Raw genomic sequence first — 25,739 nt, 5'->3', positions numbered from 1 at the left:
ATGTGTTATCCGGCGTCCCCCCATTTAAACAAAGGAAACCCCATGAGCCGTTTTCGCCCCGTTGCTCTTCAGCACGCCAGCCGTCTGCTCAATCACGGCCCAACCATTCTGATAACCAGCTATGACGCGCAGAGCCAACGCCGCAACGTGATGGCTGCCGCTTGGTCGATGCCGGTGGAGTTCTCACCACCGCGTATGGCCATCGTGGTCGATAAAAGCGCGTGGTCACGGGAGATTATTGAGCGTAACGGCAGCTTTGGCATCGTGGTGCCGGGCGTAGCGGCAGCAAGTTGGACCTATGCGGTCGGCAGCGTCAGCGGGCGCGAAGAGGATAAATTTAATGCCTACGGTATTCCGGTGGTGAAAGGCCCAGTGCTGGGGCTACCGGTGATTGAAGAGAAATGTTTGGCGTGGATGGAGTGCCGCTTGTTACCTGCGACATCGGCGGCAGCCCAGTATGATACGTTGTTTGGTGAAGTCGTCTCTGCTGCGGCAGACGAGCAGGCGTTCGTCGATGGTCGCTGGCAGTTCGACGCCGATAAGCGCAATACGCTGCATCATCTCGGTGCCGGAACTTTTGTTGCCAGCGGCCCGTTGATTCGGGCGAACACCCCGGAAAATGATTGATACGGTTAGGTAGGCCTGATAAGCGCAGCGCCATCAGGCCCCCCCGCAAAAATCACATACTATACCCGGGCTTCTTAATCAGCGTGTCCATCTGTGGAGCAATTTCGGTGTCCCACACCTGCTGCCAGTCGTTCTGCTGCACCTGATTCAGCGCAACGCTCACCGCGCCCTCTTTACTATTCAGATGACGAACCAGCACTGCGGTAATATCCGCGGCCAGCGCGGTTTTTTGTTCATCGTTCAGCTCGCGTGGGAAACATTTAATATCAACGTGCGGCATTGGCAGGACTCCTTTATGGTTAGGGCATTAACGCTATCATAGCGCGGCAAAAACGACGGGCATTATGTGCGTTAATATCACGAATTATTTCACTTTTTTGCCATCAACTCCGTCATCAACGCCTCGGTATCACGGCGGTTTTGTAGGCGGACAAAGCGGATGTGCTGCCAGCGCGGATCGACCATATCTTGCAGATAGCGCTGGCGGTTAGCGCGCCAGGTTTTCAGCGTCCAGAGAATAATTGACTCACGGCTGGCAAACGATCGGCGAAAGCTTTCGCGATTGCCGGTGCCAGGCCACAGCTCCTGGTGTCGCCAAGCGCGTGAAGCCGCCCGGAATACCGCCTGCCGCAGCGTGCGGCAAAACCCGTAATCGACCCACACGACCATATCCACTTCCCGCCACTTCACCTGACGACTGCGATTATAGTTACCATCTAATACCCAACCCGGCGCATTGGTTGCCTCAGCCAACGCCGCAAACAGTTCATCGTCGGGCGTCCCCTGCCAGTTTGGTCGCCAGTAAAGCCGGTCCATTTCGATATAAGGCAGTGAAAGCCCGTGCGCCAAACGACGAGCAAGCGTCGACTTGCCGACGCCACTGGTTCCTACCACGTTGATTTTCATCATTGCCTCGTCAATATCCGCAGGGTTGCATATAAACCTATGAACATTACACTCAATGAATTCAGTAAGAAATATGAACCAAACTCATTAATGGCCTGCTGCAATGCTAAAAGACAATATTAACGACCTGATCTCCTTTATGGTTGTCGCCCGCGAACGCAGTTTTACACGCGCCGCCGCGCAGCTTGGCGTGTCACAATCCGCCTTGAGCCACGCCATGCGAAACCTCGAAAGCCGGCTGGACGTGCGGCTGCTGACCCGCACCACTCGCAACGTCGCCCCGACCGAAGCCGGTGAAAAACTCTATCAGCGCTTAAGCCCCCATCTTTTGGAAATGGAGCAAGAGCTTTCCGCCCTGCGCGACTCACGCGAACGTCCGGCGGGCAATATTCGCCTGAACGTCGGCGAACATGCAATGAATACGGTGATTTGGCCGCGTATTAAGCCCTTTATGCAAGCCTACCCGGATATCAATATCGAAGTCACCGTGGATAACGGCCTGACCGATATCGTCGACGAACGGTTTGACGCCGGTGTGCGTCTGGGTGAACAGGTTGCCCGCGACATGATCGCGGTGCGTATTACGCCGGATATGCGCATGGCGGTGGTCGCCTCTGCCGATTATTTGGCAAAACACGGTACGCCTGAAGTTCCCTATGATCTTCAGCAGCACCGTTGCATCAACATGCGGTTGCCGACACGCGGCGGGCTGTATGCGTGGGAATTTGAGAAAAATGGCGAGCCGTTGCGCGTGCGGGTTGAGGGGCAACTTATCCTCAACTGTCTTCCGCAGCGTATTGACGCAGCGCTTGCCGGACTGGGCCTAGCTTACGTGCCGGAAGATTCGGTCAGCGAAGCTATTGCCACGGGCCGATTGCAGCATGTCCTCGCGGACTGGTGCGTGCCGTTTGCCGGCTACTATCTCTACTACCCAAGTCGCCGCCAGCACACGACCGCATTTGCACTCTTGGTTGACGCGCTGCGCTACACCTAGAAACGACTTTGTAGGCCGGATAAGGCGAAGCCGCCATCCGGCAATCTGTTCCGGGTGCCTGATGGCGCTTTGCTTATCAGGCCTACACCGCCGATTTCGGCTTCAGATCTTCATCAAATTCCAGCCGCTTTCTATCAGGCTCAGCTTCGGTCAGCGGTTGCACCTCAAACAGCGTCTTCTGGCAGCGTTCAACCAGCACCTGATACTCACGGGTGCCCTGCTTTTTCCAAGCCAGCTCCTGCTCGGTTAAGGTGCGGATCGCTTTCGCCGGGCTGCCGACGATAAGATGATTGGCAGGCATGGATGCGCGGGCTTTAATAAACGCTGACGCGCCAACGATGCTGTTCTCGCCGATGGTCGCGCCGTCGATTATCACTGCGCTCATGCCGACTAGCGCATTACGGCCTATCACGCAGCCGTGGAGGATAGCGCCATGACCAATATGACCGTCCTCTTCCACCACCGTGTCCTGCCCCGGGAAACCGTGCATTACGCAGTTATCTTGAATATTGGCGCCATCTTTCACCACGATACGACCAAAATCGCCGCGCAGACTGGCATTTGGCCCCACATAGACGCCTTTGCCGAGGATCACATCACCAATCAACACGGCGGTTGGGTGAACGTAGCTTTCAGCGGGCACCACCGGGGTCATCCCGTCCATCTGGTAAATCGGCATGGCTTCTCCTGTTACGCCTCGGGTAATCCACCGAAGCGTTGATAATAAAGCGGCCCCGGCGCGGGCAACTCGCCCACTGAACTTTCGCCTTTTTCACTGACAAAAACCTGAGCTCCGGGTGCAACGCGTTGATAAATATTGATACACAGCTGGCGCGCTGTCTGTCCCAGCCAGTGGGCGGGCAGCAGTTCTTCCGGCAACAGCGGATCTTTTAGCACCACGCGGCGGTAGAAATGGATCAGCAGCAAACGGATCTGGAAGCAGCGCTCCGGCGTGAGTTCGTCCGGCGTGGCATCGCGCAGCAGCGGTAACAGCGGGCGGAATAAAGTGATAAACGCTTCATACATGGCGTTCTGTTCAGTCAGATGCCAGCACTCTTCGACCCGTTCACGCAGCGCGGCGCGGGAAATCGCCAGCGGGGAATGGGCTTCGAAGAAGATAACATTCTCCGCCACGCCCGCCTCATGCAGCAGCGATTGCACGTCGGCCAACTTCTGCGATGGTGACGCCAGCAGACTTGGGGCCAGCGCGCCAAAGCCCTGCCAGAGAAGCTGCTTTTTCACTTCCGCCAACATCGTTTTGTCTAAGCCTTCCGACAGTAGCAGCAGCCAAGTTCCATCCCACTCCGGCGCGCTGGCACGGTAGATTTTGCTCTCCGCGCGGCGGGTTAAGCGCAGCCCTTTATCGCTAAGACGGTAAAAGCTGCGGCGGCCGATGCGTATGACGTCCAGCCACTCTTCTTTATTGAGGCGAAACAGTGCGGTGCGCACAAAGCGCTCGCCAAACCCCAGTCCTTCTAATAACGCAGCCACGCTCCCCAGCCAGACTTCACCGCCGCGCTGGGATAAGCAGTCACCGTATAACGAGGCGATAAGCGAGGTGCCGCTGATGGGCATCGTGGTCACCGCCTGCTGAATAAAGCTATCGAGTTTATCCATATGATTCATTCTGTTGTTATTTATATCCTTTTTGAATCATAGCACAGGAAAATCACCCTAACAGGGCAAGTTCTGGTAGCCGGATGGCGGCGTTGCCTTATCCGACCCACAGGAACAAAACCGTAGGCCCGGTAAGCGCAGCGCCATCGGGCAGTAAAGTGCACATTGCCGGATGGCGGCGTTGCCTTATCCGGCCTACAGGACCAAAACCGTAGGCCCGATAAGCACAGCGCCATCGGGCAGTAAAGTGCACATTGCCGGATGGCGGCGTTGCCTTATCCGGCCTACAGGAACGAAACCGTAGGCCTATCGGGCACAACAGCTTAACCGTTCGCCGCCGCTTTACGCAGGTCAAACACGCGACATGCCTTGCCCTCAGAGCGCGGGATGCTGCCGCAGTTAACGATGCTGACGTCGATTGAAATCCCCACCATCGACTTAATGCGGTGACGCAGGTGATGACAAACCTGACAGCGCTGCTCGTGGCTAAGCGTTAAGCTGCTCTCTTTTAACTCGACGCGAACAGAAAGCGAATCAAGATGCCCGCGCTTATCGACTTCCAGCTGGTAGTGCGGTGCCAGATGCTCAATCTTTAAGATCTCTTCTTCCAACTGCGACGGGAAGACGTTAACGCCGCGAATAATCAGCATGTCATCGCTACGGCCACTGATGCGGTCCATACGGCGCATAGTGCGGGCGGTGCCCGGCAGCAGACGCGTCAGGTCGCGGGTGCGATAGCGAATCACCGGCAGCGCTTCTTTGGTCAACGTGGTGAACAACAGTTCGCCATGCTGGCCGTCCGCCAGCGGTGTACCGTCATCCGGATTCACCACTTCCGGGAAGAAATGATCTTCCCAGATAGTCGGGCCATCGTTGGTTTCAATACATTCCATCGCCACGCCTGGCCCCATGACTTCAGACAGACCGTAAATATCCAGCGCAGTAATGCCTAGGCGACGCTCAATTTCGGCCTTCATACCTGCGGTCCACGGCTCGGCGCCAAACACGCCGGTGCGCAGCGAACAACCGCGCGCGTCGCCGCCCATTTGCCGCTCCAGCTCTTCAATCAGGTTCAGACAGTAAGACGGCGTCACCATGATCATGTCAGGTTTAAAGTCGCGAATAAGCTGCGCTTGTTTTTCGGTCTGGCCGCCGGACATCGGGATCACCGTTGCCCCAAGACGTTCCGCACCGTAATGTGCGCCCAAGCCGCCGGTGAACAGGCCATAGCCGTAGGCAACATGGATTTTATCCTTCGCTGAACCGCCTGCGGCGCGCAGCGAACGGGCGACGATATTCGCCCAGGTATCGATATCGTTTTGTGTATAGCCGACAACGGTCGGTTTGCCGGTGGTTCCGGACGACGCATGGATACGCACCACCTGCTCCATTGGCACCGCAAAGGTGTCGAACGGATAGTTGTCACGCAGATCCTGCTTGGTGGTGCAGGGAAACTTGCCGAGGTCGCTCAGCTCACGGAAATCATCCGGGTGAACCCCCGCCGCATCAAACTTACGGCGGTACATCGGCACATTTTCATAGGCGTGTTTTAACGTCCATTTCAGACGTTCGGTTTGCAGAGCCTGTAATTCATCACGCGATGCGGTTTCAATCGGATCTAATTTTGTTGTAGTTGTCATTTTGTAGGGTACTCGCAGGTCAATCAGCTCACACTCGTTCGAGGATCAGGGCAATGCCCTGGCCCACGCCAATACACATCGTACACAGCGCATAGCGTCCATTGCGTCGTTCCAGTTCCAAGCTTGCTGCCAGCGCCAGACGCACTCCGCTCATTCCCAGCGGGTGACCTAAAGCGATGGCGCCACCGTTGGGATTCACGTGTGCGGCATCATCCGCCAGCCCAAGCTGCCTCATAACGCCCAAAGCTTGAGCGGCAAAGGCTTCGTTGAGTTCAATCACGTCCATATCGTTAATGTTAAGCCCTGCGCGCTCCAGCACTTTACGTACCGCCGGAACCGGCCCTAGGCCCATATATTTTGGCTCGACGCCCGCAGTCGCCATGGCGACAATGCGCGCACGCGGCGTCAAACCCTGGGTAAGCGCCTGCTGCTCGCTGGCAATAATCATTGCCGCCGCACCATCGTTAACGCCGGAGGCATTACCTGCCGTCACCACACCGCCCTTGCGGAACGGGGTTTTCAGCGACGCCAGCATTTCCAGCGTGGTTTCGGCGCGCGGATGCTCATCATCACGTACCGCGCTCACCGCGCCCTTTTTGCCAATAATCTGCACCGGCACAATTTCCTGCGCCAGAATGCCGTCGCGCTGGGCTTGCGCCGTACGCTGCTGGCTACGATACGCAAAGGCGTCCTGATCTTCGCGACTAATATTTAACAATTCGGCTACATTCTCCGCCGTTTCCGGCATGCTGTCAGTACCAAATTGCTGCTGCATGAGCGGGTTCACAAAACGCCAGCCGATAGTGGTATCAAACATCTCGGCCTGCCGCTGGAACGCGGAAGTGGCTTTGCCCATCACGAACGGGGCGCGGGACATCGACTCCACGCCGCCGGCGATCATCAAGTCCGCATCGCCCGCTTTAATGGCGCGGGCAGCAAAACCGATAGCGTCAAGACCGGAGCCGCACAGACGGTTAATGGTGGTGCCCGCCACGCTGTGCGGATAGCCCGCCAGCAACGTTGCCATATGCGCTACGTTACGGTTATCTTCACCGGCCTGGTTGGCACAGCCAAAAATCACATCGTCGATGCAGCTGGCGTCCAAGCGCGGGTTACGGCTTAACAGTTCGCGCAGCGGGATAGCCGCTAGGTCATCGGCACGCACGCCCGATAGCGCCCCGCCGTAGCGGCCAATCGGTGTCCGAATTCCGTCACAAATAAAAGCGTCACGCATTAAACTTCCCCCGTGATAGTGCCGCCGATGCGGTGCGATTTGCCGCGGAATAGTGCGACGGTTTTTTGCTGCTGATTAACAATCTCAATGTCATAAACGCCGGTCAGCTTGCCCTGCTGCTTGACCCGCGCGGTGGCGGTCAGCAGATCGCCGGTAAACGCCGGACGCAGAAAATCAATGCTCGCCGCCGAAGCCACCGCCGCCAGCCCCTGGCTGTTGCAGGCGTAAGCAAAGGCGGTATCGGCCAATGAAAACAGTTGCCCGCCGTGGCAGGTCTGGTGGCCATTGAGCATGTTGGGGGAAACCGCCATGGTCATCTGCGCATAGCCCTCGTCCATCTCAATAATCTCAATGCCCAACGCGCGAGCGCAGGTATCTTTTTCATACATGGCGCGCGCATTGCGCCAGGCTTCATTACTCATGACGCATCTCCATTAGCGCCTTTTGGCGCAGCAGCGCACTCGGGCGATAGCGTTCTTCGCCATAGTGCTGTTGCAGATTTTCTAACAGGCGCAGCACACGCCCCCAGCCGAGCGACTGCCCCCAGGCCAGCGGGCCTTGCGGGTAGTTCACGCCCAGACGCATCGCGGTATCGATATCTTCAGCGCTGGCAACGCCTTTTTGCACCGCATCAAGCGCTTCATTCGCCAGCATCGCCACCGTCCGCCACACCAGCAGCCCCGGATAATCGGCGATTTGCAGCACTTTCTTGCCCTGCTGTTGGAAGTGATAAACGGCTTTATCCGTCGCTTCCGGTGAGTTGGTTTGCGCACTCGCCAGCACCACCGTGTCACCTGCGGCATGGTCATACACCACCACCGGGCGACCGTGCTGCACGCTTAAGGCCAGCGCGGTTTCACCGGTGGTTTCCAAAAGCAGAACGTCATCCAGCTCAGTGACAATGTCACTTTTAGCCACTTTCGCTGCGCGCTCTGCCGCTACTGTGTTAAGCGCCAGTTCGGGTTGATTCTCGACCGGCCAGCGATAAACGCCCTGGCCGCTTTTCTTGCCCAAACGCCCAGCCAGCGCCAGCTCCTGTTGCAGCAGCGACGGCAGAAAACGACGGTCTTGCCAGAAGGCGTTAAAGACGGAGCAAGTCACCGCGAAGTTCACGTCTTGCCCTATCAAATCGGTTAATGCCAGCGGCCCCATCAGGAAGCCGCCGCCATCACGTAGCGCGGCGTCGATGACTTCAGGCGTCGCCACTTGCTCCTCCAGCGCACGCCAAGCTTCGGCGTAATAAGGACGCGCCACGCGGTTGACGATAAAGCCCGGCGTTGAACGGCAGCGCACCGCTTGCTTACCCCAGCGGGTGACGCACTGGCAGAGCTGTTCCACGACTTCCGCCGAGGTCGCCAGTCCGCTTACCACTTCCACCAGTTTCATCACCGGCGCGGGGTTAAAGAAGTGCAGCCCGGCAACGCGCTCCGGATGCTTGATACCCGCCGCAATAGCGGTAATTGAAATTGACGAGGTATTGCTGGTCAGCAGCGTGGACGACGAGCAGATCTCCGCCAGTTGGCTAAACAGCGCCTGTTTAATCTCCAGACGTTCGGACGCCGCCTCAATCACCAACTGCGCGTCGGCAAGCTGGCTCAGTTCGGTGGCAGGCTGAATGCGCGACAGCAGCGCCTGCGCCTGTTCGTCGCTGAGTTTTCCCCGGCTCACGCGGTTAAGCAAACGCTGCCGAATGCCATCGATGGCGCGACTAATCGCCTCAGCGGAAATGTCATACAGGCGAACCTGATGCCCGGCGCTGGCCGCCACTTCGACGATCCCGGCGCCCATCGTGCCGCCGCCAATCACGGCGACGGTGTGAAGAGTCTGACTCATGGCTTATTTCCCCCTGAACTGGGGCGCACGTTTAGCGAGGAAGGCGCTAACGCCTTCGCGATAGTCGTCGCTGCGACCGGCCAAGCGCTGGAAATCACGCTCAACGTCGAGCTGCTCATCCAAACTGTGGGTTTCCGATAGTTGCAACGCTTTCTTAATCAGTCCCAGACCGTAGGTCGGCTGCGAGGCAAAATGGCGGGCCATCGTCAGGCTGGTGTCTTTTAGCTCAGCGTCGTCCACCACCTGCCAGATCAAGCCCCACTGCGCAGCTTGCTCTGCGCTTAGGGTGTCGCCCAGTAGCGCCAGCCCCATTGCACGGGCACGCCCAGCAACGCGCGGCAGCACCCAGCTACCGCCACAGTCGGGCACTAGGCCTAGCTTGCTAAACGCCATCACAAATTTGGCGGAGCGCGCGGCAATCACGATATCGCAGCCGAGCGCCAGCGTAGCACCCGCCCCCGCAGCCACGCCGTTCACCGCGCAGATAACCGGTTTTGGCAGCGCCGCAAGACGGCGCACCAGCGGGTTATAAAAACGTTCAACCGACATGCCCAAATCAGGCGCTGGACCGCTGGGATCGACGTTACGGTCGTTAAGATCTTGTCCTGCGCAAAAGCCACGCCCCGCACCGGTAATCAGCAGGCAGCGAATGGTGTCATCGCGCTCAGCCTGCTTTAAGCAATCGGCCAACTGCTGGTGCATCACGTCATTAAAGCTGTTGAGTCGGTCTGGGCGATTGAGCGTCAGCGTCATCACGCCCTGTTCAATTTCACATTGAATGAAAGCTTCCATGGTTAGCGTCCTTTAAATTCCGGTGTGCGTTTTTCTAAGAAAGCCGCAATACCTTCACGACGATCGTCTGTCCCGCTCAGCAGGGTAAACAGCTGACGTTCCTGGGTAAGCCCTGCCTGTAGGCCGACTTCCTGAGACAAACGCAGCGACTGTTTAGCCGCACGCAGTGCCAGCGGCGAGTGACGAGCGATAGTCGCCGCCAGCTTCAGCGCATATTCGTCGGACAGATTGGCCGGATGAATGTCGCTGACCAGCCCTGCCTGCTGCGCCTGCTTAGCGTCAATGCTTTCGCCGCTCAGCACCATGCGGCTTGCCAGCGCTTTGCCAACGCTTCTGATCAAACGCTGGGTACCACCTGCACCCGGCATGGTGCCGAGGGTAATTTCTGGCAGACCAAAACGGGCGTTATCCCCGGCGATAACCAGATCGCACAGCAACGCCAGCTCGCAGCCCGCGCCCAGCGCGTAACCGTTGACCACTGCCAGCAGCGGTTTGTTAAAGGCGTCGATCCGCGCCCACAGACGTGGACGAAGATCGTCAAAGGTGGCAGGCAGATCTTTTTGCGCCATTTCGTTGAGGTCAGCACCGGCGGCAAAATAACGGACGTTGCCGGTGATAACGCACACGCTGATGGAGGCATCAGCCGCCGCACTTTCCAGCGCATCAGCAATTTCGCCGAGCAGCGCATTGTTTAACGCATTACGTGCCTGTGGGCGGTTCAGGGTGAGCTGAAGTACGCGGTCATGGCGGGTAATCAGCAGTTCGCTCATGCCATCCCCCGCGCATCAAAGTCGACAATTACGTCACCGCTGGTTGGCAGCGCCTGACAGCTCAGGACATATCCCGCCGCCAGTTCGTCGGCTTCGAGGCTGTAGTTCGCCGCCATGGCGACTTCACCCTGTACCACTTTGCATTTACAGGTTGCGCAGACGCCGCCTTTACAGGCGAACGGCAGATCTGCACCTTGGCGCAGCGCAGCGTCAAGAATGCTGTCATCTTCTGCTGAGAGCGAAATCAGGCGCTCGCGTCCATCCTGGCGCAGGGTCACGGTACGCCCTTCCGCCTGCACACCCGTCGCACGCTTGACGCTGGTGCCTGGGGTGTTGAAGCGCTCAAGATGAATGGATTTTTCCGGCACGCCCAGCTCGCGCAGAGCCACTTCCGCTTCATCCATCATCACCGACGGGCCGCAAATAAAGGCATCGTCAAAGCCGCTGAAGTCGAGCAGGTGTTCAGATAGCGCACGCAGTTTGTCGCCATCGATACGCCCTTGCAGCAGGTCGCTGTCCATCGACTCTTGGCTGAACAGATGCACCACCTGCAAACGCTGCGGGTAGCTGCCTTTCAAGTCGGCCAGCGCTTGGCGGAACATCATGCTGTGGCTGCTGCGGTTGCCGTAAATCAGCGTGAAGCGACTGGTGGATTCGGTGGCCAGCGTGGCTTCGATAATCGCCATCATCGGCGTAATGCCGGAACCGGCGGCAATCGCCAAATAGTTTGCGCAGCGCGTAGCCGTTGGCTGATAGCCAAAGTGTCCCTGTGGCACCATCACCTCAAACTCCATGCCCTGCTGAATATCACTTTGGGCATAGCGCGAGAAGCGGCCGCCATCGATAGCTTTCACCGCCACGCTGATTTCAGACGGCGAGCGGCTGCGGCAAATGGAATAGCAGCGGCGCAGTTCCTCGCCGCCGAGGCGGGTTTTCAGCGTCAAATGCTGGCCTGGGCGGAAGGCGTAGTCATTACGCAGCGCGTCGGGAATGGCAAAAGTGATGGTCACCGCATCGCGGGTTTCCGGCTCGACGTTTGCCACGGTAAGCGAATGAAATATTGTCATCGCAACCTCAAATACATTTAAAGTAATCAAAGGGTTCACGGCAGCTGTCACAGCGGTAAAGCGCTTTGCAGGCCGTTGAACCGAATTCGCTAATCAGCGAGGTGTGGGTGCTTCCACAGCGTGGGCATAGCACTTCGCTGGGCATGGATGCATGGCAGGCATGGGCCTGCGGCGGGCTAATGCCGTACTGGCGCAGACGCTCGCGGGCATCCGGGCTCATCCAGTCGGTAGTCCATGCCGGATCAAGCTGCAGCACTATGTGCACCGGCGTGTAGCCGTGCTCGGTCATTACCGCGCGGATCTCACCCAGCAGGTGCTCGGTCGCCGGGCAACCGGAGTAGGTTGGCGTGAAGCCAATCACCCAACCGTCGCCGTGACGTTCAACCCGGCGAACCATGCCGAGATCGGTTATCGTCAGCACCGGCACTTCTGGGTCCGTAATGGCGCTTAACAAGCTCCAAACGGTGCGCACCTCGGCGGGTGCGATCGCAGCAAGACGTTGCATAGCTACCTCCATTACCACTGCTGACCGGGATTCGAGCGCTGTAAATACTGCATTTCTGCCAGCATCGGCCCGAGATATTCACTGTGCAGCCCCTGCTTGCCACCGCGACGGAATGCGGCTTCCTGTGGGATTTGCAACCCGGAATCAAGCAGTGCGGTATGTACCGTCGACTGCCATTCGGCCTCAAACTCACGCGGATCGACGGCAATCCCCTGCTCAATCAGCGCGGCGTCCACCTCATCGACCATGAATAGCTCGCCGGTGAAACGCCACAGGCTGTCGACCGCCTGCTGCATACGGCTGGCAGAAAGCTCAGTACCGTTGCCAAGACGTTCCAACCAGCCGCGGCTAAAGCGTTGGTGGTAACGCACTTCTTTGAGGCTTTTGGCAGCAATAGCGGCAATTTGCGCATCACGGCTGTTGACCAAACGGCTGAACAGCGCCACATGCCAGACGTCGATAAAGAACTGACGGGCGATGGTATCGGCGAAGTTACCGTTAGGCTGTTCAACCAGCAGCAGGTTGCAGAACTGGCGCTCATCGCGACCAAAGGCCAGCGTGTCTTCATCGCCGCTACCTTGAACTTCAGCGGCATAGCTGAGGAAATTGCGCGCCTGACCCAGCAGGTCAAGGCCGATATTGGCCAGCGCCAGATCGATTTCCAGCTCCGGTGCGTGACCGCACCACGCGCCTAAACGCTGGGCCAGCACCAGGCCGTTATCGCCAAGACGCAGAGCATAGGTTGCAACGGGATTCAGGTTATTCATCGTTGCCTCACATATGTTCCATGCCGTCCGGCACGGTGTAGAACGTCGGGTGACGGTAGACTTTGCTTTCTGCCGGGTCGAACAGCTCTTCGCGGTCGGCAGGCTGCGAGGCGACAATGCTGTTGGCCTTCACCACCCAAATAGAGCAGCCTTCGCTGCGGCGAGTGTAGGCGTCGCGGGCATTTTCCAGCGCCATCTGGTCATCGGCAGCGTGCAGGCTGCCGACATGACGATGGGACAGCCCCTGTTTGCTGCGGACAAAAACTTCGTATAACGGCCAGTAAGTGTTGCTCATCATTTTTCTCCTTAGGCGGCATCGCGGGCGCGTTGTTTTTCGGCATGCGCTAGCGCGGCTTCGCGCACCCATGCCCCCTCTTCCCAGGCTTTGCGTTTTGCGCCCAGACGTTCGTGGTTACAGATGCCACGGCCGTTGATCACTTCATTAAGTTCCTGCCAGTCAATTTCGCCATAGCGATAGTGACCGGTGGCTTCGTCCAAGCTGAGGTCGGCATCCGGCACTTTCATACCGAGAATCTCGACCTGCGGGACGGTGTTATCGACAAAGCGCTGGCGCAGTTCGTCGTTGGAATGCAGTTTGATTTTCCACGCCATGCTGCGGGCGCTGTTTGGTGAGTTGTCGTCGCTTGGGCCAAACATCATCAGTGCTGGCCACCAGAAGCGGTTGATAGCGTCTTGCAGCATCTGACGTTGCTCTTCATTGCCCGCCGCCAGCGCCATGCAGGCTTCAAACCCCTGACGCTGATGGAAGCTCTCTTCTTTGCAAATTTTGACCATCGCCCTGGCATACGGGCCGTATGAGGTACGGCACAGGGCAACCTGGTTAACGATAGCTGCGCCATCAACCAGCCAGCCGATCACGCCGATATCAGCCCACGTAAGCGTGGGGTAGTTAAAGATGGAGGAGTACTTCATCTGCCCGTCGAGCATCTTCTGATACAGATCTTCACGGGCGCAGCCGAGGGTTTCTGCCGCGCTGTAGAGGTACAGACCGTGTCCGGCTTCATCCTGCACTTTCGCCAGCAGAATCGCTTTACGGCGCAGGGTCGGTGCGCGGGTTATCCAATTGCCTTCCGGCAGCATGCCGACAATCTCCGAATGCGCGTGCTGACCAATCTGGCGGATCAGCGTTTTACGGTAGGCGTCCGGCATCCAGTCCTGCGGTTCGATGGCTGTTTCCTGCGCGATGCGCTGGTCAAAGCGTTGTTCTTCTGTCACGTCATCACCTTATGATTCCGATAAATTCAACAAATCAATTTTTGTGAATCACTTTGTTTTATAGAAGTTACATCTTAGTTAAATAAAACCACAAATTTTGTTTGTGCATTTTGTGATGAATACCGCAAAGGCTTTTCCATAATCCTTTAAAAACAGATAGATGATGCTTTATCGCTTCGTGTCCGCGATCGCATTGTTAATAAATTATTAAAATCAGGCTTGCATTTTGTGATTCAGAAAAGAACTATTTAAGGCGAGATTACGTAACATATCTGGAGATTGACGATGCAGAAGTTAGCCAGCTTTTTATCCGGCACCTGGCAGACCGGACAGGGCCGCACCCGTGCCATTCATCATGCGATAAGCGGCGAAGCGCTGTGGGAAGTGACAAGCGAAGGTCTGGATATGGCGCAGGCGCGTCGTTTCGCGATTGAGCATGGCGGCAAAGCGTTACAGGCCATGACCTTTATTGAACGCAGCGCGATGCTCAAAGCGGTGGCGAAGCATCTGCTGGAGCTGAAAGCGGATTTCTACGCCATTTCCGCTGAAACCGGCGCGACCCGCGCCGATAGTTGGGTGGATATTGAAGGCGGTATTGGCACCCTCTTCACCTACGCAGGCCTCGGCGGTCGCGAGCTGCCGGACGATGTCCTGTGGCCGGAAGACGAGCTGATCCCGCTGTCCAAACAGGGCGGTTTCGCCGCGCGCCACGTGCTGACGTCAAAATCTGGCGTGGCGGTGCATATCAACGCGTTCAACTTCCCTTGCTGGGGAATGCTCGAAAAACTGGCCCCCACCTGGCTTGCCGGGATGCCTGCAATCATCAAACCGGCAACCGCCACCGCGCAGTTGACCCAAGCGATGGTGAAAGCCATTGTCGAAAGCGGCCTCGTGCCAAACGGCGCAATTAGCGTGATTTGCGGCGGCGCGGGTGATTTACTCAACCACCTTGACCACCAAGACGTGGTGACCTTCACCGGTTCGGCACAAACTGGTCAACAGCTGCGCGTACACCCGAATCTGGTGGCAAAATCGATTCCGTTTACCATGGAAGCCGATTCGCTGAACTGCTGCGTGCTGGGTGAGGACGTGACGCCAGAGCAGCCGGAGTTTGCGTTGTTTATCCGTGAAGTGGTGCGTGAGATGACCGCCAAAGCCGGTCAAAAATGTACCGCTATTCGCCGTATTATCGTGCCACAGGCGCAAATCAGCGCGGTGAGCGAAGCGCTGATCGCCCGTCTGCAAAAAGTGGTAGTCGGCGACCCGGCGCAGGAAGGCGTGAAGATGGGCGCGCTGGTCAACGCCGAACAGCGCCAAGACGTACAGGACAACGTTAACCGTCTGGTGCTGGCCGGTTGTGACGTGCTATTAGGCGGTAAAGCCGATCTCAACGCCGCCGGGGCGTTCTTCCCGCCGACGCTGCTGCTGTGCCCGCAGCCGGATGAAATTGCCGCCGTGCACGCCATCGAAGCCTTTGGCCCAGTAGCCACGCTGATGCCATATCACAATAGCGAACATGCGATGCAGCTGGCGCGCGCCGGTGAAGGGAGCCTTGCCGGGACGCTGGTCACTGCCAGCACCGCTTTGGCCCGGGAATTTATTCTTGGCGCGGCCCGCGCGCACGGTCGTATTCAGGTGCTCAATGAAGAGTCTTCCGTCGAGTCCACCGGTCACGGCTCCCCGCTGCCGCAGTTGGTACACGGCGGCCCGGGTCGTGCGGGTGGCGGCGAAGAGCTGGGCGGCCTGCGTTCGGTGAAACACTATATGCAGCGCACTGCCGTTCAGGGCAGCCCGACGATGCTCGCCGCAATCGGTCAGCAATGGGTACGCGGCGCACAGGTCGCAGAAGATCGCGTTCACCCGTTCCGCAAACATTTTGAAGAGATCCAACCGGGCGATAGCCTGCTGACCCCACGCCGGACCTTGACCGAAGCGGATATCGTCAATTTTGCCTGTCTCAGCGGCGATCACTTCTACGCCCACATGGACAAAATTGCCGCCGCCGAGTCGATTTTTGGTGAGCGCGTGGTGCACGGTTATTTCCTGATTTCCGCGGCGGCTGGGCTGTTTGTTGACGCGGGCGTCGGCCCGGTTATCGCCAACTACGGTATGGAAAACCTGCGTTTTATCGAGCCGGTAAAACCGGGAGACACCATCCAGGTACGCCTGACCTGCAAGCGTAAAACGGTCAAACGCCAGCGCAATGCCGAGGAGAAAGCCACCGGCGTGGTGGAATGGTCCGTGGAGATTTTCAACCAGCACCAGCAGGCGGTGGCGCTGTACTCGATTCTGACACTGGTTGCGCGTCAGCAGGGAGATTTCCCGGCGTAAGTCGTCGTTGATTGCCCGGTGACGCTGCGCTTACCGGGCCTACGGGATCGTGACGGTCGCAGGCCTGAAAAGCGCAGCGCCATCATGCAACCCACCCTAATGCCTCTACGGAGGCATTTTTTATAACTGGCAAAACTGACAAATAACCTGGCAAGCGTAAGCAAACGCTTAATGACGTTCGGCTGTTAGGTTAAGAGACTGAAACAAGAAAAGCCTGGCACGGCACAACATAACGATAAGCTGAGGTCACAATGTCTAAATCTTTGAAACTGTCTAAAGGCAAAACAGCGCTCGCACTGGCTATCGCACTGTGCTGCCTCGGGCCTGCCCAGGTTTACGCCCACGGCGGCGAAGCGCATATGGTGCCGATGGATAAAACCTTGCAGGAATTTGGCGCGGACGTGCAGTGGGATGATTACGCGCAGATGTTTACGCTGATGAAAGACGGCGCCTATGTGAAGGTAAAACCGGGGGCTAAAACAGCGGTCGTCAACGGCAAGACCTTGAACCTGCAGGTGCCGGTGGTGATGAAAAAAGGCAAAGCCTGGATTTCTGAAACCTTCATTAACGATGTTTTCCAGTCCGGCCTCGACCAGACTTTCCAAGTGGAAAAAGTGCCTCATCCGTTAAACTCGCTCTCCTCCGCCGAGATTGGCGAAGCGGTGACGATTGTCAAAGCGGCCCCGGAATTCCAGGCCAATACCCGCTTTACCGAGATTTCGCTGCACGAGCCGGATAAAAAAGCGGTGTGGGATTTTGCCCTCAACGGCACGCCGGTTAACGCCCCACGCACCGCCGATGTGATTATGCTGGATGGCAAACACGTCATCGAAGCCGTTGTCGATTTGCAAAACAAAAAGATCCTCTCATGGACGCCTATCAAAGACGCGCACGGGATGGTGCTGATTGACGATTTCGTCAGCGTGCAGAATATTATCAACGCCAGCACCGAGTTCGCTGACGTGTTGAAAAAACATGGTATTAAAGACACGACCAAAGTTATCACCACGCCGCTGACCGTCGGTTACTTCGACGGCAAAGACGGACTCAAGCAGGATTCGCGTCTGCTGAAAGTGGTCAGCTATTTAGACACCGGTGACGGCAACTACTGGGCGCACCCGATTGAGAACCTGGTCGCTGTTGTCGATCTTGAGCAGAAAAAAATCATCAAAATCGAAGAAGGCCCGGTGATCCCAGTGCCTATGGAATCCCGTCCGTTTGATGGTCGCGACCGCGTGGCAAAATCGGTGAAACCGCTGGATATCATCGAACCTGAAGGTAAAAACTACACCATCACCGGCGATATGGTTCATTGGCAGAACTGGGATTTCCACCTGCGTCTGAACTCCCGCGTGGGGCCAATCCTGTCTACCGTGACCTATAACGACAACGGCAAAAAACGCCAGGTGATGTATGAAGGGTCGCTGGGCGGGATGATTGTGCCTTACGGCGATCCGGATGTCGGCTGGTACTTTAAGGCTTACTTGGATTCCGGCGATTACGGCATGGGCACCCTGACCTCTCCTATCGCCCGTGGCAAAGATGCGCCAAACAATGCCGTGCTGCTGGACGAAACCATCGCCGACTACACCGGCACGCCGACCACCATTCCACGCGCGGTTGCTATTTTTGAACGTTATGCGGGACCGGAATATAAGCACCAAGAGATGGGCCAGCCAAACGTCAGCACCGAACGCCGTGAGCTGGTAGTGCGCTGGATCAGCACCGTCGGTAACTACGACTATATCTTCGACTGGGTATTCCACGAAAACGGCACCATCGGCATTGACGCCGGGGCAACCGGGATTGAGGCAGTGAAAGGCGTGTTGGCGAAAACGATGCACGATCCAAGCGCCAAGGACGACACCCGCTACGGAACGCTGATCGACCATAATATCGTCGGCACCACCCACCAGCATATTTATAACTTCCGCCTCGATCTCGACGTGGACGGCGAAAATAACAGCTTGGTAGCCATGGACCCAGAAGTTAAGCCAAACACCGCTGGCGGCCCGCGTACCAGTACCATGCAGGTGAACCAGTATGATATTGAAACCGAACAGAAAGCCGCGCAGAAGTTTGACCCAGGCACCATTCGCCTGCTGAGCAATACCACCAAAGAAAACCGTATGGGTAACCCGGTGTCCTACCAGATTATCCCTTACGCTGGCGGTACCCACCCGGCGGCCACCGGCGCGAAATTTGCGCCAGACGAGTGGATTTATCATCGCCTGAGCTTTATGGATAAGCAGCTATGGGTGACCCGCTACCATCAAGACGAGCGTTATCCGGAAGGTAAATATCCAAACCGTTCGGTGCACGATACCGGCTTGGGGCAGTATGCGAAGGATGATGAGTCGTTGAAAAATAACGATGACGTCGTGTGGCTCACCACCGGGACAACCCACGTGGCGCGAGCCGAAGAGTGGCCGATCATGCCAACCGAATGGGCGCATGCGCTGTTAAAACCGTGGAACTTCTTTGATGAGACACCGACGTTGGGTGAGAAGAAGAAGTAAAAGATTTTAGAGGGAAAGACGGCGGTAGACCTGGGAGGGTTTATCGCCGTTTTTGTTTGGTCGGTTGGGGTTGGGTAAAGCCAACCGGGGCTTGATAGGGGCTGCTTTTTTACCTTACTTGTTCTAGCTTTATGCTTTATTGCGTAGTGGAGAAGCTGGGCTGGGGGGACTGGCGGATTTGTGCCAGGAGGGGACTTTTGGTAGTTGTTAGTAGGAAGGTATTTCAGCAAAATGAGACTGCCTTTAAGCATGACCATTTTTTATGCAGTCACGAACTATTGAATCTAGCTCCGGCAGGGGTTACTGACTCACAGAATAAAGGATGCACGAGATCGATCTATGCGTACTCATCAACTGAATAAGTCCCGTAAACTGTATCGCAGCGTCAACACAACTACGCGGCACCATTCTAATAATCCAGGAGCAGAGTATCGCTGGGAACGCAATCGTAAAAAATTCGGAGATGAGCTACTGGTAAAGCGCGAGACAATGCATGGCAGACAGAAGCGTGGCCGAGACTACACACCATTGTTTTATTATCTGATCAAGCAGATTGGCAAACCGTGGGATGAAATATTCAGCGAAGTATGTGGACGTCTTGATACCACCGAGCCTGTTTTCTGGTTGGTCGCGCTACATGAGCATCAGCGAAGGGATTTAGTCTGCATTGGCGAAAGCAGTTTTTATCCGGGTCTGTTTGTTGATGAGAATGGAATTCTGCAACAGGTGAACCCTTCAATTACTAGAAAGGACGTTAAGGTGACTTGCCGCTGCTGCACACACACTTATATTGGTGAACCTGTACCATGGATAGATTGAGTGACACCACCTATCTTATCTTGGTTGCGATCATTGTCAGCAGTCAACATCCGTTACTCACTTACTACGGGCCGTTAGCCCTTCCGCAATGTGCCAAGTGCGGACCTTCCTCTTTAGTTAAACAAAGATATTGAAACGAAACCGTTTCATGATAAATCTATAAATATAATAAGACGAAAAGGAAGAACAGATGAAAATCAGACTTGCAGTACCTGAAGAGGCAGCGGAATGCTGGAATATAAGGAATCTTTCTATCCGGGAAGGATGTAAGCCAAGTTATTGTGCCAGGGTGCTTGAGGCTTGGACGCCTGAAGCTATGTCTGAACATTACAGGGAGGTTATTACGGAAAATCCTTTCTTTGTTGTCGAGCTGCCTGATGTAGGATTGGTGGCAACGGGATATCTGGATCTTACCGAGGGTAGCGTGGAAGCTATTTTTACATTGCCGGATTATTTTGGTAAAGGTTTTGCTAGCCTGATTATTGAAACGATTAAAGATGAGGCGATTAAAAGAGGGCTGAAACAGTTAACCTTGACCTCAACACCAAACGCGCAAACTTTCTACGAAAAGCATGGTTTTATGTTTATCAAGGAAACTACATCCCCATCAAGACTTGCCCAAACAGATTTACGTTGTATGGATATGTCCATCGCATTATCAGCCTGAGTTTTTTGCTCTTGGTAGGAGAGCTCAACAATGGAAATCTAATCGCTACGAGTTCAGTACGGCAGCTTCGAGACCTCGGGCTGACTATAACTTATGTGTTCAAGGTCCGCTCCTCGCTCAAAGCGGTCGCATGCCCTACCCATCCCCAACTAGTACCATAGTCAGTAACTCAATGACCTCCATACCAAACATCTCCTACTCGTTGTCCTTTTCCCCCGGCCTTACAAACATGTGCCATCTCGCGAACAAACGATGGAAAACGTGATTCTTGCAGCGAGGGAGATTTGAGAACCGGTGAAGACAATTCCTGCTGCCGGGTGATATCAGTGCACTCACCCTCACCCCAGCCCTCTCCCTTTTTAAGGGAGAGGGGGCGTAGTGTACTTGGTTTTCAGTTCTGCGAGCGTGCTTCCAGTTAGCGGTATTGCCCGATAGGAGGATGCGTTGTATCGTATTGTTGTACCTGCAAAATCAGGTGCCGGGATTGGAACCCTGCTTAACTTCATCGACGACATATGCGCGTTAGCGCTTTTTTTATGTCGTGCGCACGCTCACATCTCAATGGTGGGCCAGGCGGGGGCATCGCAAGATGCGCCGGTGTCGATGAGGCCGGTAGTTCCAACCCCGTCTGGTTCCGCCACCAATGAGATTGGAACCTCCGGTGGCGGTCATAGCCATCACTCATCGGAGGCTGCCCCATGGCAACACCCCTCACCCCAACCGTCCCGGACTTTACCCACTGCGAATTCTATTCATTAGTCGAAGCCCGCTCTCTCCACTTACACGGAGAATGGCTGTCTAATGCCGGATTCGTTAACGGTATGCCGGTTAAAATTCGCGTGATGAAAGATTGCATTGTCATTACCCCACAGAATACCCGCGAGCTTTGGGGATGTATCGAAGGCATGAGCGTGACGCATATCAACCAGCGCAAAGTCAAAGCTTGGCTGAAAACCTTTCCCGGTGCATTGAATGATACCGGGGATATTCCGGCGATTAAGCGCAAATAAATAACGAGCGCTATCCGGACGACAAATACGCAAACCGTGCAGTACACGACAGTGGAATGCGTATTTTCTCGCCGAACAACGTCGCGCGCCCCGCAAACCTATTTCTGCCGTCTACAGTTAATCCATCGTCCCTTTGTTAAGTCACGCATCTCATGACTCTTTCTTTCAAAACGTATCTTCACGCACGTCTGCGTTTGCTGATCTCTATGCTGGCCGGGACAGTCTGCTTTTTCGCGCTTCCCGCTGAACTGGGCTATCTGCAACGGTTGCTGATCGGCTGGAATGTACTGGCATGGTTGTATTTGTTCTTTATGTGGTTTCTCATGTTACGCACCAAGGTGGAGGATATCCCGCATATTGCCAGAATGCAGGATGAGAGCGCGGGGTTGGTACTGGGGATGGTGATCTTAGGCTGCCTGGTCAGCATCTTGGCGATCCTACTTGAACTGACCTCACTGAAGCACCTCTCCGGTACTGCGCGTGCGCTACATCTCCTGCTAACCGTTTCTACACTGGCGGTTTCATGGACCTTGCTGCCCACCGCCTTTGCCATGCACTACGCTCACCACCATTACCTGCACCGCAGTAAGAACGTCGCACCGATGATCTTTCCGGAAAAGCCGCAGGAACCCGGTTATTGGGACTTCCTCTATTTTTCCTTCACCATCGCCGTCGCGTCACAAACTGCTGACGTGGCGACCGGCACCACCGACATGCGACAAATTGCATTACTTCAGTCGGTTATTTCCTTTGCTTTCAATCTGGCGATTCTGGGCCTGTCGGTTAACGTCGGAGCGGGGTTACTGAGCTAAACCCAGTCGATTTTTGGCGAACCTGTGCCGCGTTCGGTTTGAACAGAGGATCACGCTTTCATAATGGTGATGCCTTTTTCTTCGATGCCCTTTAGCCAATTATCATCGGTGTCGCTATCAACCACGATGGTGTTGATGAGCCCAACCTCACCGATAACAAACGATGACGCCGCGTTGACCTTTTCCGGAGACACCAACACTACCGTTTCCGCCGCTCTGCCGGAAAATGCACGTTTGATGCACGCTTCTTCATAATCACCCGTGGTTAATCCGGCTTCAGGATGAATACCCGTCACCCCCATGAAGAAAATATCCGCATGAATATTGCTGATGCCCTCAATTGTCGCCGCCCCGACGCTGACAATGGAGTGTTTGTACAGTCGGCCACCAATCAAAATAACGTCAATAGCGGGTTTATCGACCAGTCCCAGCGCAATGCTCGGACTGTGTGTCACCACGGTGATGCGCAGGTCGTCCGGCAGGCAGGCAATAAGCTCTGATGTGGTGGTTCCCCCATCCACAATGACCACCTGGCCTTCAGAAATGAGCTCTGCGCCTTTTCTGGCGACCTTCATTTTAACGTCGGTTTTTAATGACTTACGCTCAGAAAACGTCGCCACAGCAGAAGATGCTGGCAACGCGCCGCCGTGAACCCGTTGCAAATGCCCTTCTGCGGCAAGTTCACGTAAATCCCTGCGAATAGTGTCCTCTGAGACGTCAAAGCGATCGCTCAGATTTTTCGACATCACCTGCCCTTCAAGCTGGAGCTGTTCAAGAATAAGTTGTTTACGTTGATGCGCGAGCATGTGACAGTCCTTTTCTATGCGTGTTTTTTCTTGAATATGCACGTTAATGCTGATTATGATGTCGACTCTACGTATCTAGGAGCCATCATGCAACATAAACGTGCAGAAATACGGATCGTCGATAACAGGACATTATCCGATGATTGGTATTCTTTAAAAAAATACACTTTTGATCTTCAGCGAAGCAACGGTGATTGGCAGCGCCAAAGCCGTGAAGTGTACGATCGCGGCAACGGGGCGACGATCCTGCTCTATAACCGCGATAAGAAAACCGTGATCTTAACTCGTCAATTTCGCTTCCCGGTCTTTATGAATGGCCATGATGGCTATCTCATTGAAACGGCGGCCGGTCTTCTTGACAACATGGCCCCTGAAAAACGGATTAAAGCCGAAGCTGAAGAAGAGACAGGCTTTCGTGTTTCCAGCGTCCAGAAGGTCTTCGAGGCATATATGAGCCCGGGTTCGGTCACCGAGAAGCTCTATTTTTACATCGCCGAATATGATGCTGGCGACAAGGCCGGTTCCGGTGGCGGAATAGAGGCGGAAGGAGAAGATATCGAAGTGCTTGAGTGGCCGCTTGATGCAGCTCTTGCCGCCATTGAAAGTGGTCTTATCGTCGATGGTAAAACCATTATGTTGCTCTATCACGTCGCCCTTAAAGGCATTCTCTGAGGTATCCATTGTGAAACAACTTATTCTCATCGCAGGCCCCTACCGCAGCGGTACGGATGGATTACAAGAACTTATCGACGCGAATCTCGCCCGCTTAGAAAAAGCCGCGTTAGCGGTTTACCAAAGAGGACACATTCCGGTTATTGGCGAATGGCTGGCGCTGCCGCTGGCAAAAGCCGCCGGTTCTGTCGCTATCGACGATGAAATAGGGGAATCGATGATCTACCCCGTCGCCCATCGGCTTATCACAAAATGTGACGCCATTTATCGTGTTGAGGGCGCTTCGAAGGGTGCGGATATGGATATCAAGGTGGCACATGAGCATGGACTCGCCGTTTATTTCCGTCTTGAAGACATCCCATTGGCATGATTTTATTGTGAAATTGCCTGCAAAATTGCAGGCAATTCAAATGTACCTATCATTTCCCATCTGGCGGGGCTGCGGGGACGGCATACCAGTTCTCTTTCGCCACCATCACGCTGCCTTCCGGCTGCATGACGAAGTTTGGCGACATGATCTGAACGTTAAATTCGTTGAAGACATCCTGAATATTGCTGTGCAGTTCGTTGCGCGCCACGGCCAGTGATTGTTCGGGTAACAGCCTGACCTGAAGCTCATAGGCGATATACCAATCCATTAATTGCAGCTGGCGCACAATGGGCGGCTGCGTCAAGTCCACACATCTCGATCGTTTGGCCGCCAGTTCAAGCATGGCATGAACTTGCCGCCAAGGGGTGTCATAGCCGATGGTGACACTGACGGTTAAATTGACGCTGCCATCATTATTTTGTGCGCTGAGATTGGTTATCTTGCCGCTGACCACCACCGCGTTAGGCACGGTGACTACATAGTTTTCGCGGGTGATAATTTTGGTGGCGAGCATGCCAATTTCGGTGACTTTGCCTTCATTGTCCGCCACGCGAATGACATCCCCTTTGCGCAGCGCGCGCGAATAGATAAGCACGAGGCCGCTCATCGCATGGTTCATGACCCCCGCCGAACCCAGCGTTAACATTAAGCCAAAGAAGACGCTGATGCCTTTAAAAGCCAGCGAATTTGCCCCCGGTAAAAACGGGTAAGCGGCGGACAAGGCAAATAACCACACCATCACGGAAATCAATTTGCGAGTAGCGCCGACCGTTTCAGGGTGCAGACCCGGAAACTGCAAGCGCCCCGCTTCAACCTGATTCAGCACCATCTTAAGCAGCTTAAGGATGAAAGCGGTGATCAGGAAAATAATCAATACAATCAGCAAGCCGGGCAACGACGAAACGATCGATAAGGTAATTTCACGAACCACACGCAGCGTCCAGTCACCCAGCGACGTGGCCCAAACTCGCGTCCAAGGAAACAGGCCAAACGCCCAGCTCAGCCATAGGTAAAATGCAAAAATACTGAGAATGATCATCAGCAGAGCGAACAGACGGGCTTCAACGACGCCGACATATCGACGCCAGCTTTGTGGGATGATGCCGCGATGTTCTACTACGCGACGGCGGAAATAACGCCTGACCCACCGCCAGGAACGCCAGGCACCGTAGAAAAAGAGGAATACCACCAGCAAGCCCGCCAGCGTTTTAACACCAGAGAGCACAAGCCAGCCGGTGTTGTACTGATCGCGCAGGGCTGTGCGTTGGGTTTCAAAGCGGGCCAGCACGCGCTGCGCTGCCTGGTCTAGGGTCAGATCATCGCCCTCATCCAGATCCGCCTGTGTGAGCAGCATAACCGGTTTGCCATTCATCACAATAAGTCTGCCCTGTTGGTTATAGCGCGTTACAGGGACTATTTTTAGCGGTTCACTCACATCCGCCTTGGTGAAATTACGTAAGGTATTTCGAATTCGTAAAACCCGTTCTTCCGGCGTCGTGAGACCAAATTTCGCCTGCAGCATAACAATCGGCTGATGGAAAATATAAACCGTGCGCGCTCGTTCTGCGTCAGTGGGTTCTTGGCGGGGTTCTGCGGAGAAAGAATTAAACGAGATAATCGATAACGTCATCATGAAAAGTACGAGCGCAATCCTATTCATACCCACCACCGCGTAATGTGAAATTATCATTATTATTCAAGCAACCCGCGCGTCGACAGCCCTCCGCATTTTCTGAGCATAGACC

At 55.3% G+C, this 25,739-nt stretch carries 27 protein-coding genes and 1 pseudogene; 11 read left to right on the top strand and 17 right to left on the bottom strand.

From position 1 onward, the window contains the following. Nucleotides 1-42: 42 nt before the first annotated feature. Nucleotides 43-627: a flavin reductase family protein gene (locus AB4K05_RS08880; protein WP_368479611.1), complete on the top strand. Its 585-nt coding sequence runs from the start codon at nt 43-45 to the stop codon at nt 625-627. Between the two features lie 52 nt (nt 628-679). Here the strand turns inward: AB4K05_RS08880 and pptA are convergent, their stop codons facing one another. Together pptA and AB4K05_RS08870 are read right to left on the bottom strand one after the other, a co-directional pair. Then, nucleotides 680-907, bottom strand: a complete 228-nt coding sequence (pptA, locus tag AB4K05_RS08875) for a tautomerase PptA (RefSeq protein ID WP_368479610.1) — start codon at nt 905-907, stop codon at nt 680-682. A gap of 89 nt (nt 908-996) precedes the next feature. Further along, nucleotides 997-1,533, bottom strand: coding sequence for an adenylate kinase (locus tag AB4K05_RS08870; protein WP_368479732.1), 537 nt, complete (start codon nt 1,531-1,533; stop codon nt 997-999). A 103-nt stretch (nt 1,534-1,636) separates the two neighbouring features. On the opposite strand from AB4K05_RS08870, the gene AB4K05_RS08865 reads away from it, so the two are divergent. Beyond that, nucleotides 1,637-2,527 carry a LysR family transcriptional regulator gene (locus tag AB4K05_RS08865; RefSeq protein ID WP_368479609.1) on the top strand — a complete coding sequence of 297 codons (891 nt, stop codon included), beginning with the start codon at nt 1,637-1,639 and terminating at the stop codon, nt 2,525-2,527. 82 nt (nt 2,528-2,609) lie between these two features. Here the strand turns inward: AB4K05_RS08865 and paaY are convergent, their stop codons facing one another. The 13 genes from paaY to paaA all read right to left on the bottom strand — a co-directional run bounded on the left by paaY (nt 2,610) and on the right by paaA (nt 13,988). Continuing rightward, complete coding sequence (gene paaY, locus AB4K05_RS08860; RefSeq protein WP_368479608.1) at nt 2,610-3,206, bottom strand: phenylacetic acid degradation protein PaaY; 597 nt, start codon at nt 3,204-3,206, stop codon at nt 2,610-2,612. An 11-nt stretch (nt 3,207-3,217) separates the two neighbouring features. Next, the gene (gene paaX, locus AB4K05_RS08855) at nt 3,218-4,144 is read right to left on the bottom strand and encodes a phenylacetic acid degradation operon negative regulatory protein PaaX (RefSeq protein ID WP_368479607.1); all 927 of its coding nucleotides are present in this window, start codon (nt 4,142-4,144) and stop codon (nt 3,218-3,220) included. A 323-nt stretch (nt 4,145-4,467) separates the two neighbouring features. Then, entirely contained in the window at nt 4,468-5,784 is a 1,317-nt protein-coding gene (gene paaK / locus AB4K05_RS08850; protein ID WP_368479606.1) for a phenylacetate--CoA ligase PaaK, read from the bottom strand. 28 nt (nt 5,785-5,812) lie between these two features. Continuing rightward, nucleotides 5,813-7,018 (bottom strand): 3-oxoadipyl-CoA thiolase, encoded by a 1,206-nt coding sequence (gene pcaF, locus AB4K05_RS08845; RefSeq protein ID WP_368479605.1) that lies wholly within the window; start codon nt 7,016-7,018, stop codon nt 5,813-5,815. After that, complete coding sequence (gene paaI, locus AB4K05_RS08840) at nt 7,018-7,440, bottom strand: hydroxyphenylacetyl-CoA thioesterase PaaI (protein ID WP_368479604.1); 423 nt, start codon at nt 7,438-7,440, stop codon at nt 7,018-7,020. The genes pcaF and paaI overlap by 1 nt, the downstream gene beginning before the upstream one ends. Next, nucleotides 7,433-8,851, bottom strand: coding sequence for a 3-hydroxyacyl-CoA dehydrogenase (locus AB4K05_RS08835; protein ID WP_368479603.1), 1,419 nt, complete (start codon nt 8,849-8,851; stop codon nt 7,433-7,435). The genes paaI and AB4K05_RS08835 overlap by 8 nt, the downstream gene beginning before the upstream one ends. A 3-nt stretch (nt 8,852-8,854) precedes the next feature. Beyond that, complete coding sequence (gene paaG / locus AB4K05_RS08830; RefSeq protein WP_368479602.1) at nt 8,855-9,643, bottom strand: 2-(1,2-epoxy-1,2-dihydrophenyl)acetyl-CoA isomerase PaaG; 789 nt, start codon at nt 9,641-9,643, stop codon at nt 8,855-8,857. 2 nt (nt 9,644-9,645) lie between these two features. Beyond that, nucleotides 9,646-10,413, bottom strand: coding sequence for a 2,3-dehydroadipyl-CoA hydratase PaaF (paaF, locus tag AB4K05_RS08825; protein WP_368479601.1), 768 nt, complete (start codon nt 10,411-10,413; stop codon nt 9,646-9,648). Then, nucleotides 10,410-11,480: a 1,2-phenylacetyl-CoA epoxidase subunit PaaE gene (paaE, locus tag AB4K05_RS08820; RefSeq protein WP_368479600.1), complete on the bottom strand. Its 1,071-nt coding sequence runs from the start codon at nt 11,478-11,480 to the stop codon at nt 10,410-10,412. The genes paaF and paaE overlap by 4 nt, the downstream gene beginning before the upstream one ends. A gap of 7 nt (nt 11,481-11,487) precedes the next feature. Next, nucleotides 11,488-11,985: a 1,2-phenylacetyl-CoA epoxidase subunit PaaD gene (gene paaD, locus AB4K05_RS08815; protein WP_368479599.1), complete on the bottom strand. Its 498-nt coding sequence runs from the start codon at nt 11,983-11,985 to the stop codon at nt 11,488-11,490. 11 nt (nt 11,986-11,996) lie between these two features. Then, nucleotides 11,997-12,752, bottom strand: coding sequence for a 1,2-phenylacetyl-CoA epoxidase subunit PaaC (paaC, locus tag AB4K05_RS08810; RefSeq protein ID WP_368479598.1), 756 nt, complete (start codon nt 12,750-12,752; stop codon nt 11,997-11,999). A gap of 7 nt (nt 12,753-12,759) precedes the next feature. After that, a complete protein-coding gene (gene paaB, locus AB4K05_RS08805) occupies nt 12,760-13,047 on the bottom strand; it encodes a 1,2-phenylacetyl-CoA epoxidase subunit PaaB (protein WP_368479731.1) in 288 nt (95 codons plus the stop codon). Between the two features lie 11 nt (nt 13,048-13,058). Next, nucleotides 13,059-13,988 carry a 1,2-phenylacetyl-CoA epoxidase subunit PaaA gene (paaA, locus tag AB4K05_RS08800; RefSeq protein ID WP_368479597.1) on the bottom strand — a complete coding sequence of 310 codons (930 nt, stop codon included), beginning with the start codon at nt 13,986-13,988 and terminating at the stop codon, nt 13,059-13,061. Between the two features lie 285 nt (nt 13,989-14,273). Between paaA and paaZ the strand changes: the two genes are divergently transcribed. The 7 genes and pseudogenes from paaZ (at nt 14,274) to AB4K05_RS08765 (ending at nt 22,146) form a co-directional block, all read left to right on the top strand. Beyond that, nucleotides 14,274-16,319 (top strand): phenylacetic acid degradation bifunctional protein PaaZ, encoded by a 2,046-nt coding sequence (paaZ, locus tag AB4K05_RS08795; protein ID WP_368479596.1) that lies wholly within the window; start codon nt 14,274-14,276, stop codon nt 16,317-16,319. Between the two features lie 251 nt (nt 16,320-16,570). After that, nucleotides 16,571-18,838 carry a primary-amine oxidase gene (gene tynA, locus AB4K05_RS08790; RefSeq protein ID WP_368479595.1) on the top strand — a complete coding sequence of 756 codons (2,268 nt, stop codon included), beginning with the start codon at nt 16,571-16,573 and terminating at the stop codon, nt 18,836-18,838. A gap of 339 nt (nt 18,839-19,177) precedes the next feature. Beyond that, on the top strand, nt 19,178-19,657 hold the full coding sequence (locus AB4K05_RS08785; protein ID WP_368479594.1) for a hypothetical protein: 480 nt from the start codon (nt 19,178-19,180) through the stop codon (nt 19,655-19,657). A 190-nt stretch (nt 19,658-19,847) separates the two neighbouring features. Then, on the top strand, nt 19,848-20,324 hold the full coding sequence (locus AB4K05_RS08780; RefSeq protein ID WP_368479593.1) for a GNAT family N-acetyltransferase: 477 nt from the start codon (nt 19,848-19,850) through the stop codon (nt 20,322-20,324). 444 nt (nt 20,325-20,768) lie between these two features. Continuing rightward, the gene (locus AB4K05_RS08775) at nt 20,769-21,083 is read left to right on the top strand and encodes an ash family protein (protein WP_368479592.1); all 315 of its coding nucleotides are present in this window, start codon (nt 20,769-20,771) and stop codon (nt 21,081-21,083) included. Continuing rightward, a pseudogene (locus tag AB4K05_RS08770) lies at nt 21,065-21,334 on the top strand (SymE family type I addiction module toxin); the annotation flags it as partial. The gene AB4K05_RS08775 and the pseudogene AB4K05_RS08770, both read left to right, overlap by 19 nt. Before the next feature lie 152 nt (nt 21,335-21,486). Next, nucleotides 21,487-22,146, top strand: a complete 660-nt coding sequence (locus AB4K05_RS08765; RefSeq protein WP_368479591.1) for a DUF1345 domain-containing protein — start codon at nt 21,487-21,489, stop codon at nt 22,144-22,146. Between the two features lie 50 nt (nt 22,147-22,196). Here AB4K05_RS08765 and AB4K05_RS08760 read toward each other — a convergent pair whose 3' ends face one another. Next, nucleotides 22,197-22,952, bottom strand: coding sequence for a DeoR/GlpR family DNA-binding transcription regulator (locus tag AB4K05_RS08760; protein WP_368479590.1), 756 nt, complete (start codon nt 22,950-22,952; stop codon nt 22,197-22,199). A gap of 87 nt (nt 22,953-23,039) precedes the next feature. Between AB4K05_RS08760 and AB4K05_RS08755 the strand changes: the two genes are divergently transcribed. Then, nucleotides 23,040-23,624, top strand: a complete 585-nt coding sequence (locus AB4K05_RS08755) for a GDP-mannose pyrophosphatase (RefSeq protein WP_368479589.1) — start codon at nt 23,040-23,042, stop codon at nt 23,622-23,624. Between the two features lie 7 nt (nt 23,625-23,631). Next, complete coding sequence (locus AB4K05_RS08750) at nt 23,632-23,994, top strand: DUF4406 domain-containing protein (RefSeq protein WP_368479730.1); 363 nt, start codon at nt 23,632-23,634, stop codon at nt 23,992-23,994. Nucleotides 23,995-24,043: 49 nt separating this feature from the next. Here AB4K05_RS08750 and AB4K05_RS08745 read toward each other — a convergent pair whose 3' ends face one another. Next, on the bottom strand, nt 24,044-25,654 hold the full coding sequence (locus AB4K05_RS08745) for a mechanosensitive ion channel family protein (RefSeq protein WP_368479588.1): 1,611 nt from the start codon (nt 25,652-25,654) through the stop codon (nt 24,044-24,046). Nucleotides 25,655-25,739 lie beyond the last annotated feature (85 nt).

The sequence above is a fragment of the Kluyvera sp. STS39-E genome (genome assembly GCF_040932435.1).
Taxonomy (GTDB): Bacteria; Pseudomonadota; Gammaproteobacteria; order Enterobacterales; family Enterobacteriaceae; genus Kluyvera.
Note: the sequence above shows the minus strand (reverse complement) of the source record. Positions and strands in the feature narration are given on the sequence as shown.

What these genes read in the sequence shown, in the direction of transcription:
- AB4K05_RS08780 (WP_368479593.1), top strand. Translation starts at nt 19,848, where the DNA reads ATGAAAATCAGACTTGCAGTACCTGAAGAGGCAGCGGAATGCTGGAAT.
- AB4K05_RS08835 (WP_368479603.1), bottom strand. Translation starts at nt 8,851, where the DNA reads ATGAGTCAGACTCTTCACACCGTCGCCGTGATTGGCGGCGGCACGATG.
- paaK (WP_368479606.1), bottom strand. Translation starts at nt 5,784, where the DNA reads ATGACAACTACAACAAAATTAGATCCGATTGAAACCGCATCGCGTGAT.
- paaC (WP_368479598.1), bottom strand. Translation starts at nt 12,752, where the DNA reads ATGAATAACCTGAATCCCGTTGCAACCTATGCTCTGCGTCTTGGCGAT.
- AB4K05_RS08760 (WP_368479590.1), bottom strand. Translation starts at nt 22,952, where the DNA reads ATGCTCGCGCATCAACGTAAACAACTTATTCTTGAACAGCTCCAGCTT.
- paaY (WP_368479608.1), bottom strand. Translation starts at nt 3,206, where the DNA reads ATGCCGATTTACCAGATGGACGGGATGACCCCGGTGGTGCCCGCTGAA.
- pptA (WP_368479610.1), bottom strand. Translation starts at nt 907, where the DNA reads ATGCCGCACGTTGATATTAAATGTTTCCCACGCGAGCTGAACGATGAA.
- paaB (WP_368479731.1), bottom strand. Translation starts at nt 13,047, where the DNA reads ATGAGCAACACTTACTGGCCGTTATACGAAGTTTTTGTCCGCAGCAAA.
- AB4K05_RS08745 (WP_368479588.1), bottom strand. Translation starts at nt 25,654, where the DNA reads ATGAATAGGATTGCGCTCGTACTTTTCATGATGACGTTATCGATTATC.
- paaF (WP_368479601.1), bottom strand. Translation starts at nt 10,413, where the DNA reads ATGAGCGAACTGCTGATTACCCGCCATGACCGCGTACTTCAGCTCACC.
- AB4K05_RS08785 (WP_368479594.1), top strand. Translation starts at nt 19,178, where the DNA reads ATGCGTACTCATCAACTGAATAAGTCCCGTAAACTGTATCGCAGCGTC.
- AB4K05_RS08870 (WP_368479732.1), bottom strand. Translation starts at nt 1,533, where the DNA reads ATGAAAATCAACGTGGTAGGAACCAGTGGCGTCGGCAAGTCGACGCTT.
- AB4K05_RS08880 (WP_368479611.1), top strand. Translation starts at nt 43, where the DNA reads ATGAGCCGTTTTCGCCCCGTTGCTCTTCAGCACGCCAGCCGTCTGCTC.
- paaI (WP_368479604.1), bottom strand. Translation starts at nt 7,440, where the DNA reads ATGAGTAATGAAGCCTGGCGCAATGCGCGCGCCATGTATGAAAAAGAT.
- paaX (WP_368479607.1), bottom strand. Translation starts at nt 4,144, where the DNA reads ATGGATAAACTCGATAGCTTTATTCAGCAGGCGGTGACCACGATGCCC.
- paaE (WP_368479600.1), bottom strand. Translation starts at nt 11,480, where the DNA reads ATGACAATATTTCATTCGCTTACCGTGGCAAACGTCGAGCCGGAAACC.
- AB4K05_RS08865 (WP_368479609.1), top strand. Translation starts at nt 1,637, where the DNA reads ATGCTAAAAGACAATATTAACGACCTGATCTCCTTTATGGTTGTCGCC.
- paaG (WP_368479602.1), bottom strand. Translation starts at nt 9,643, where the DNA reads ATGGAAGCTTTCATTCAATGTGAAATTGAACAGGGCGTGATGACGCTG.
- tynA (WP_368479595.1), top strand. Translation starts at nt 16,571, where the DNA reads ATGTCTAAATCTTTGAAACTGTCTAAAGGCAAAACAGCGCTCGCACTG.
- paaD (WP_368479599.1), bottom strand. Translation starts at nt 11,985, where the DNA reads ATGCAACGTCTTGCTGCGATCGCACCCGCCGAGGTGCGCACCGTTTGG.
- pcaF (WP_368479605.1), bottom strand. Translation starts at nt 7,018, where the DNA reads ATGCGTGACGCTTTTATTTGTGACGGAATTCGGACACCGATTGGCCGC.
- AB4K05_RS08755 (WP_368479589.1), top strand. Translation starts at nt 23,040, where the DNA reads ATGCAACATAAACGTGCAGAAATACGGATCGTCGATAACAGGACATTA.
- AB4K05_RS08765 (WP_368479591.1), top strand. Translation starts at nt 21,487, where the DNA reads ATGACTCTTTCTTTCAAAACGTATCTTCACGCACGTCTGCGTTTGCTG.
- paaZ (WP_368479596.1), top strand. Translation starts at nt 14,274, where the DNA reads ATGCAGAAGTTAGCCAGCTTTTTATCCGGCACCTGGCAGACCGGACAG.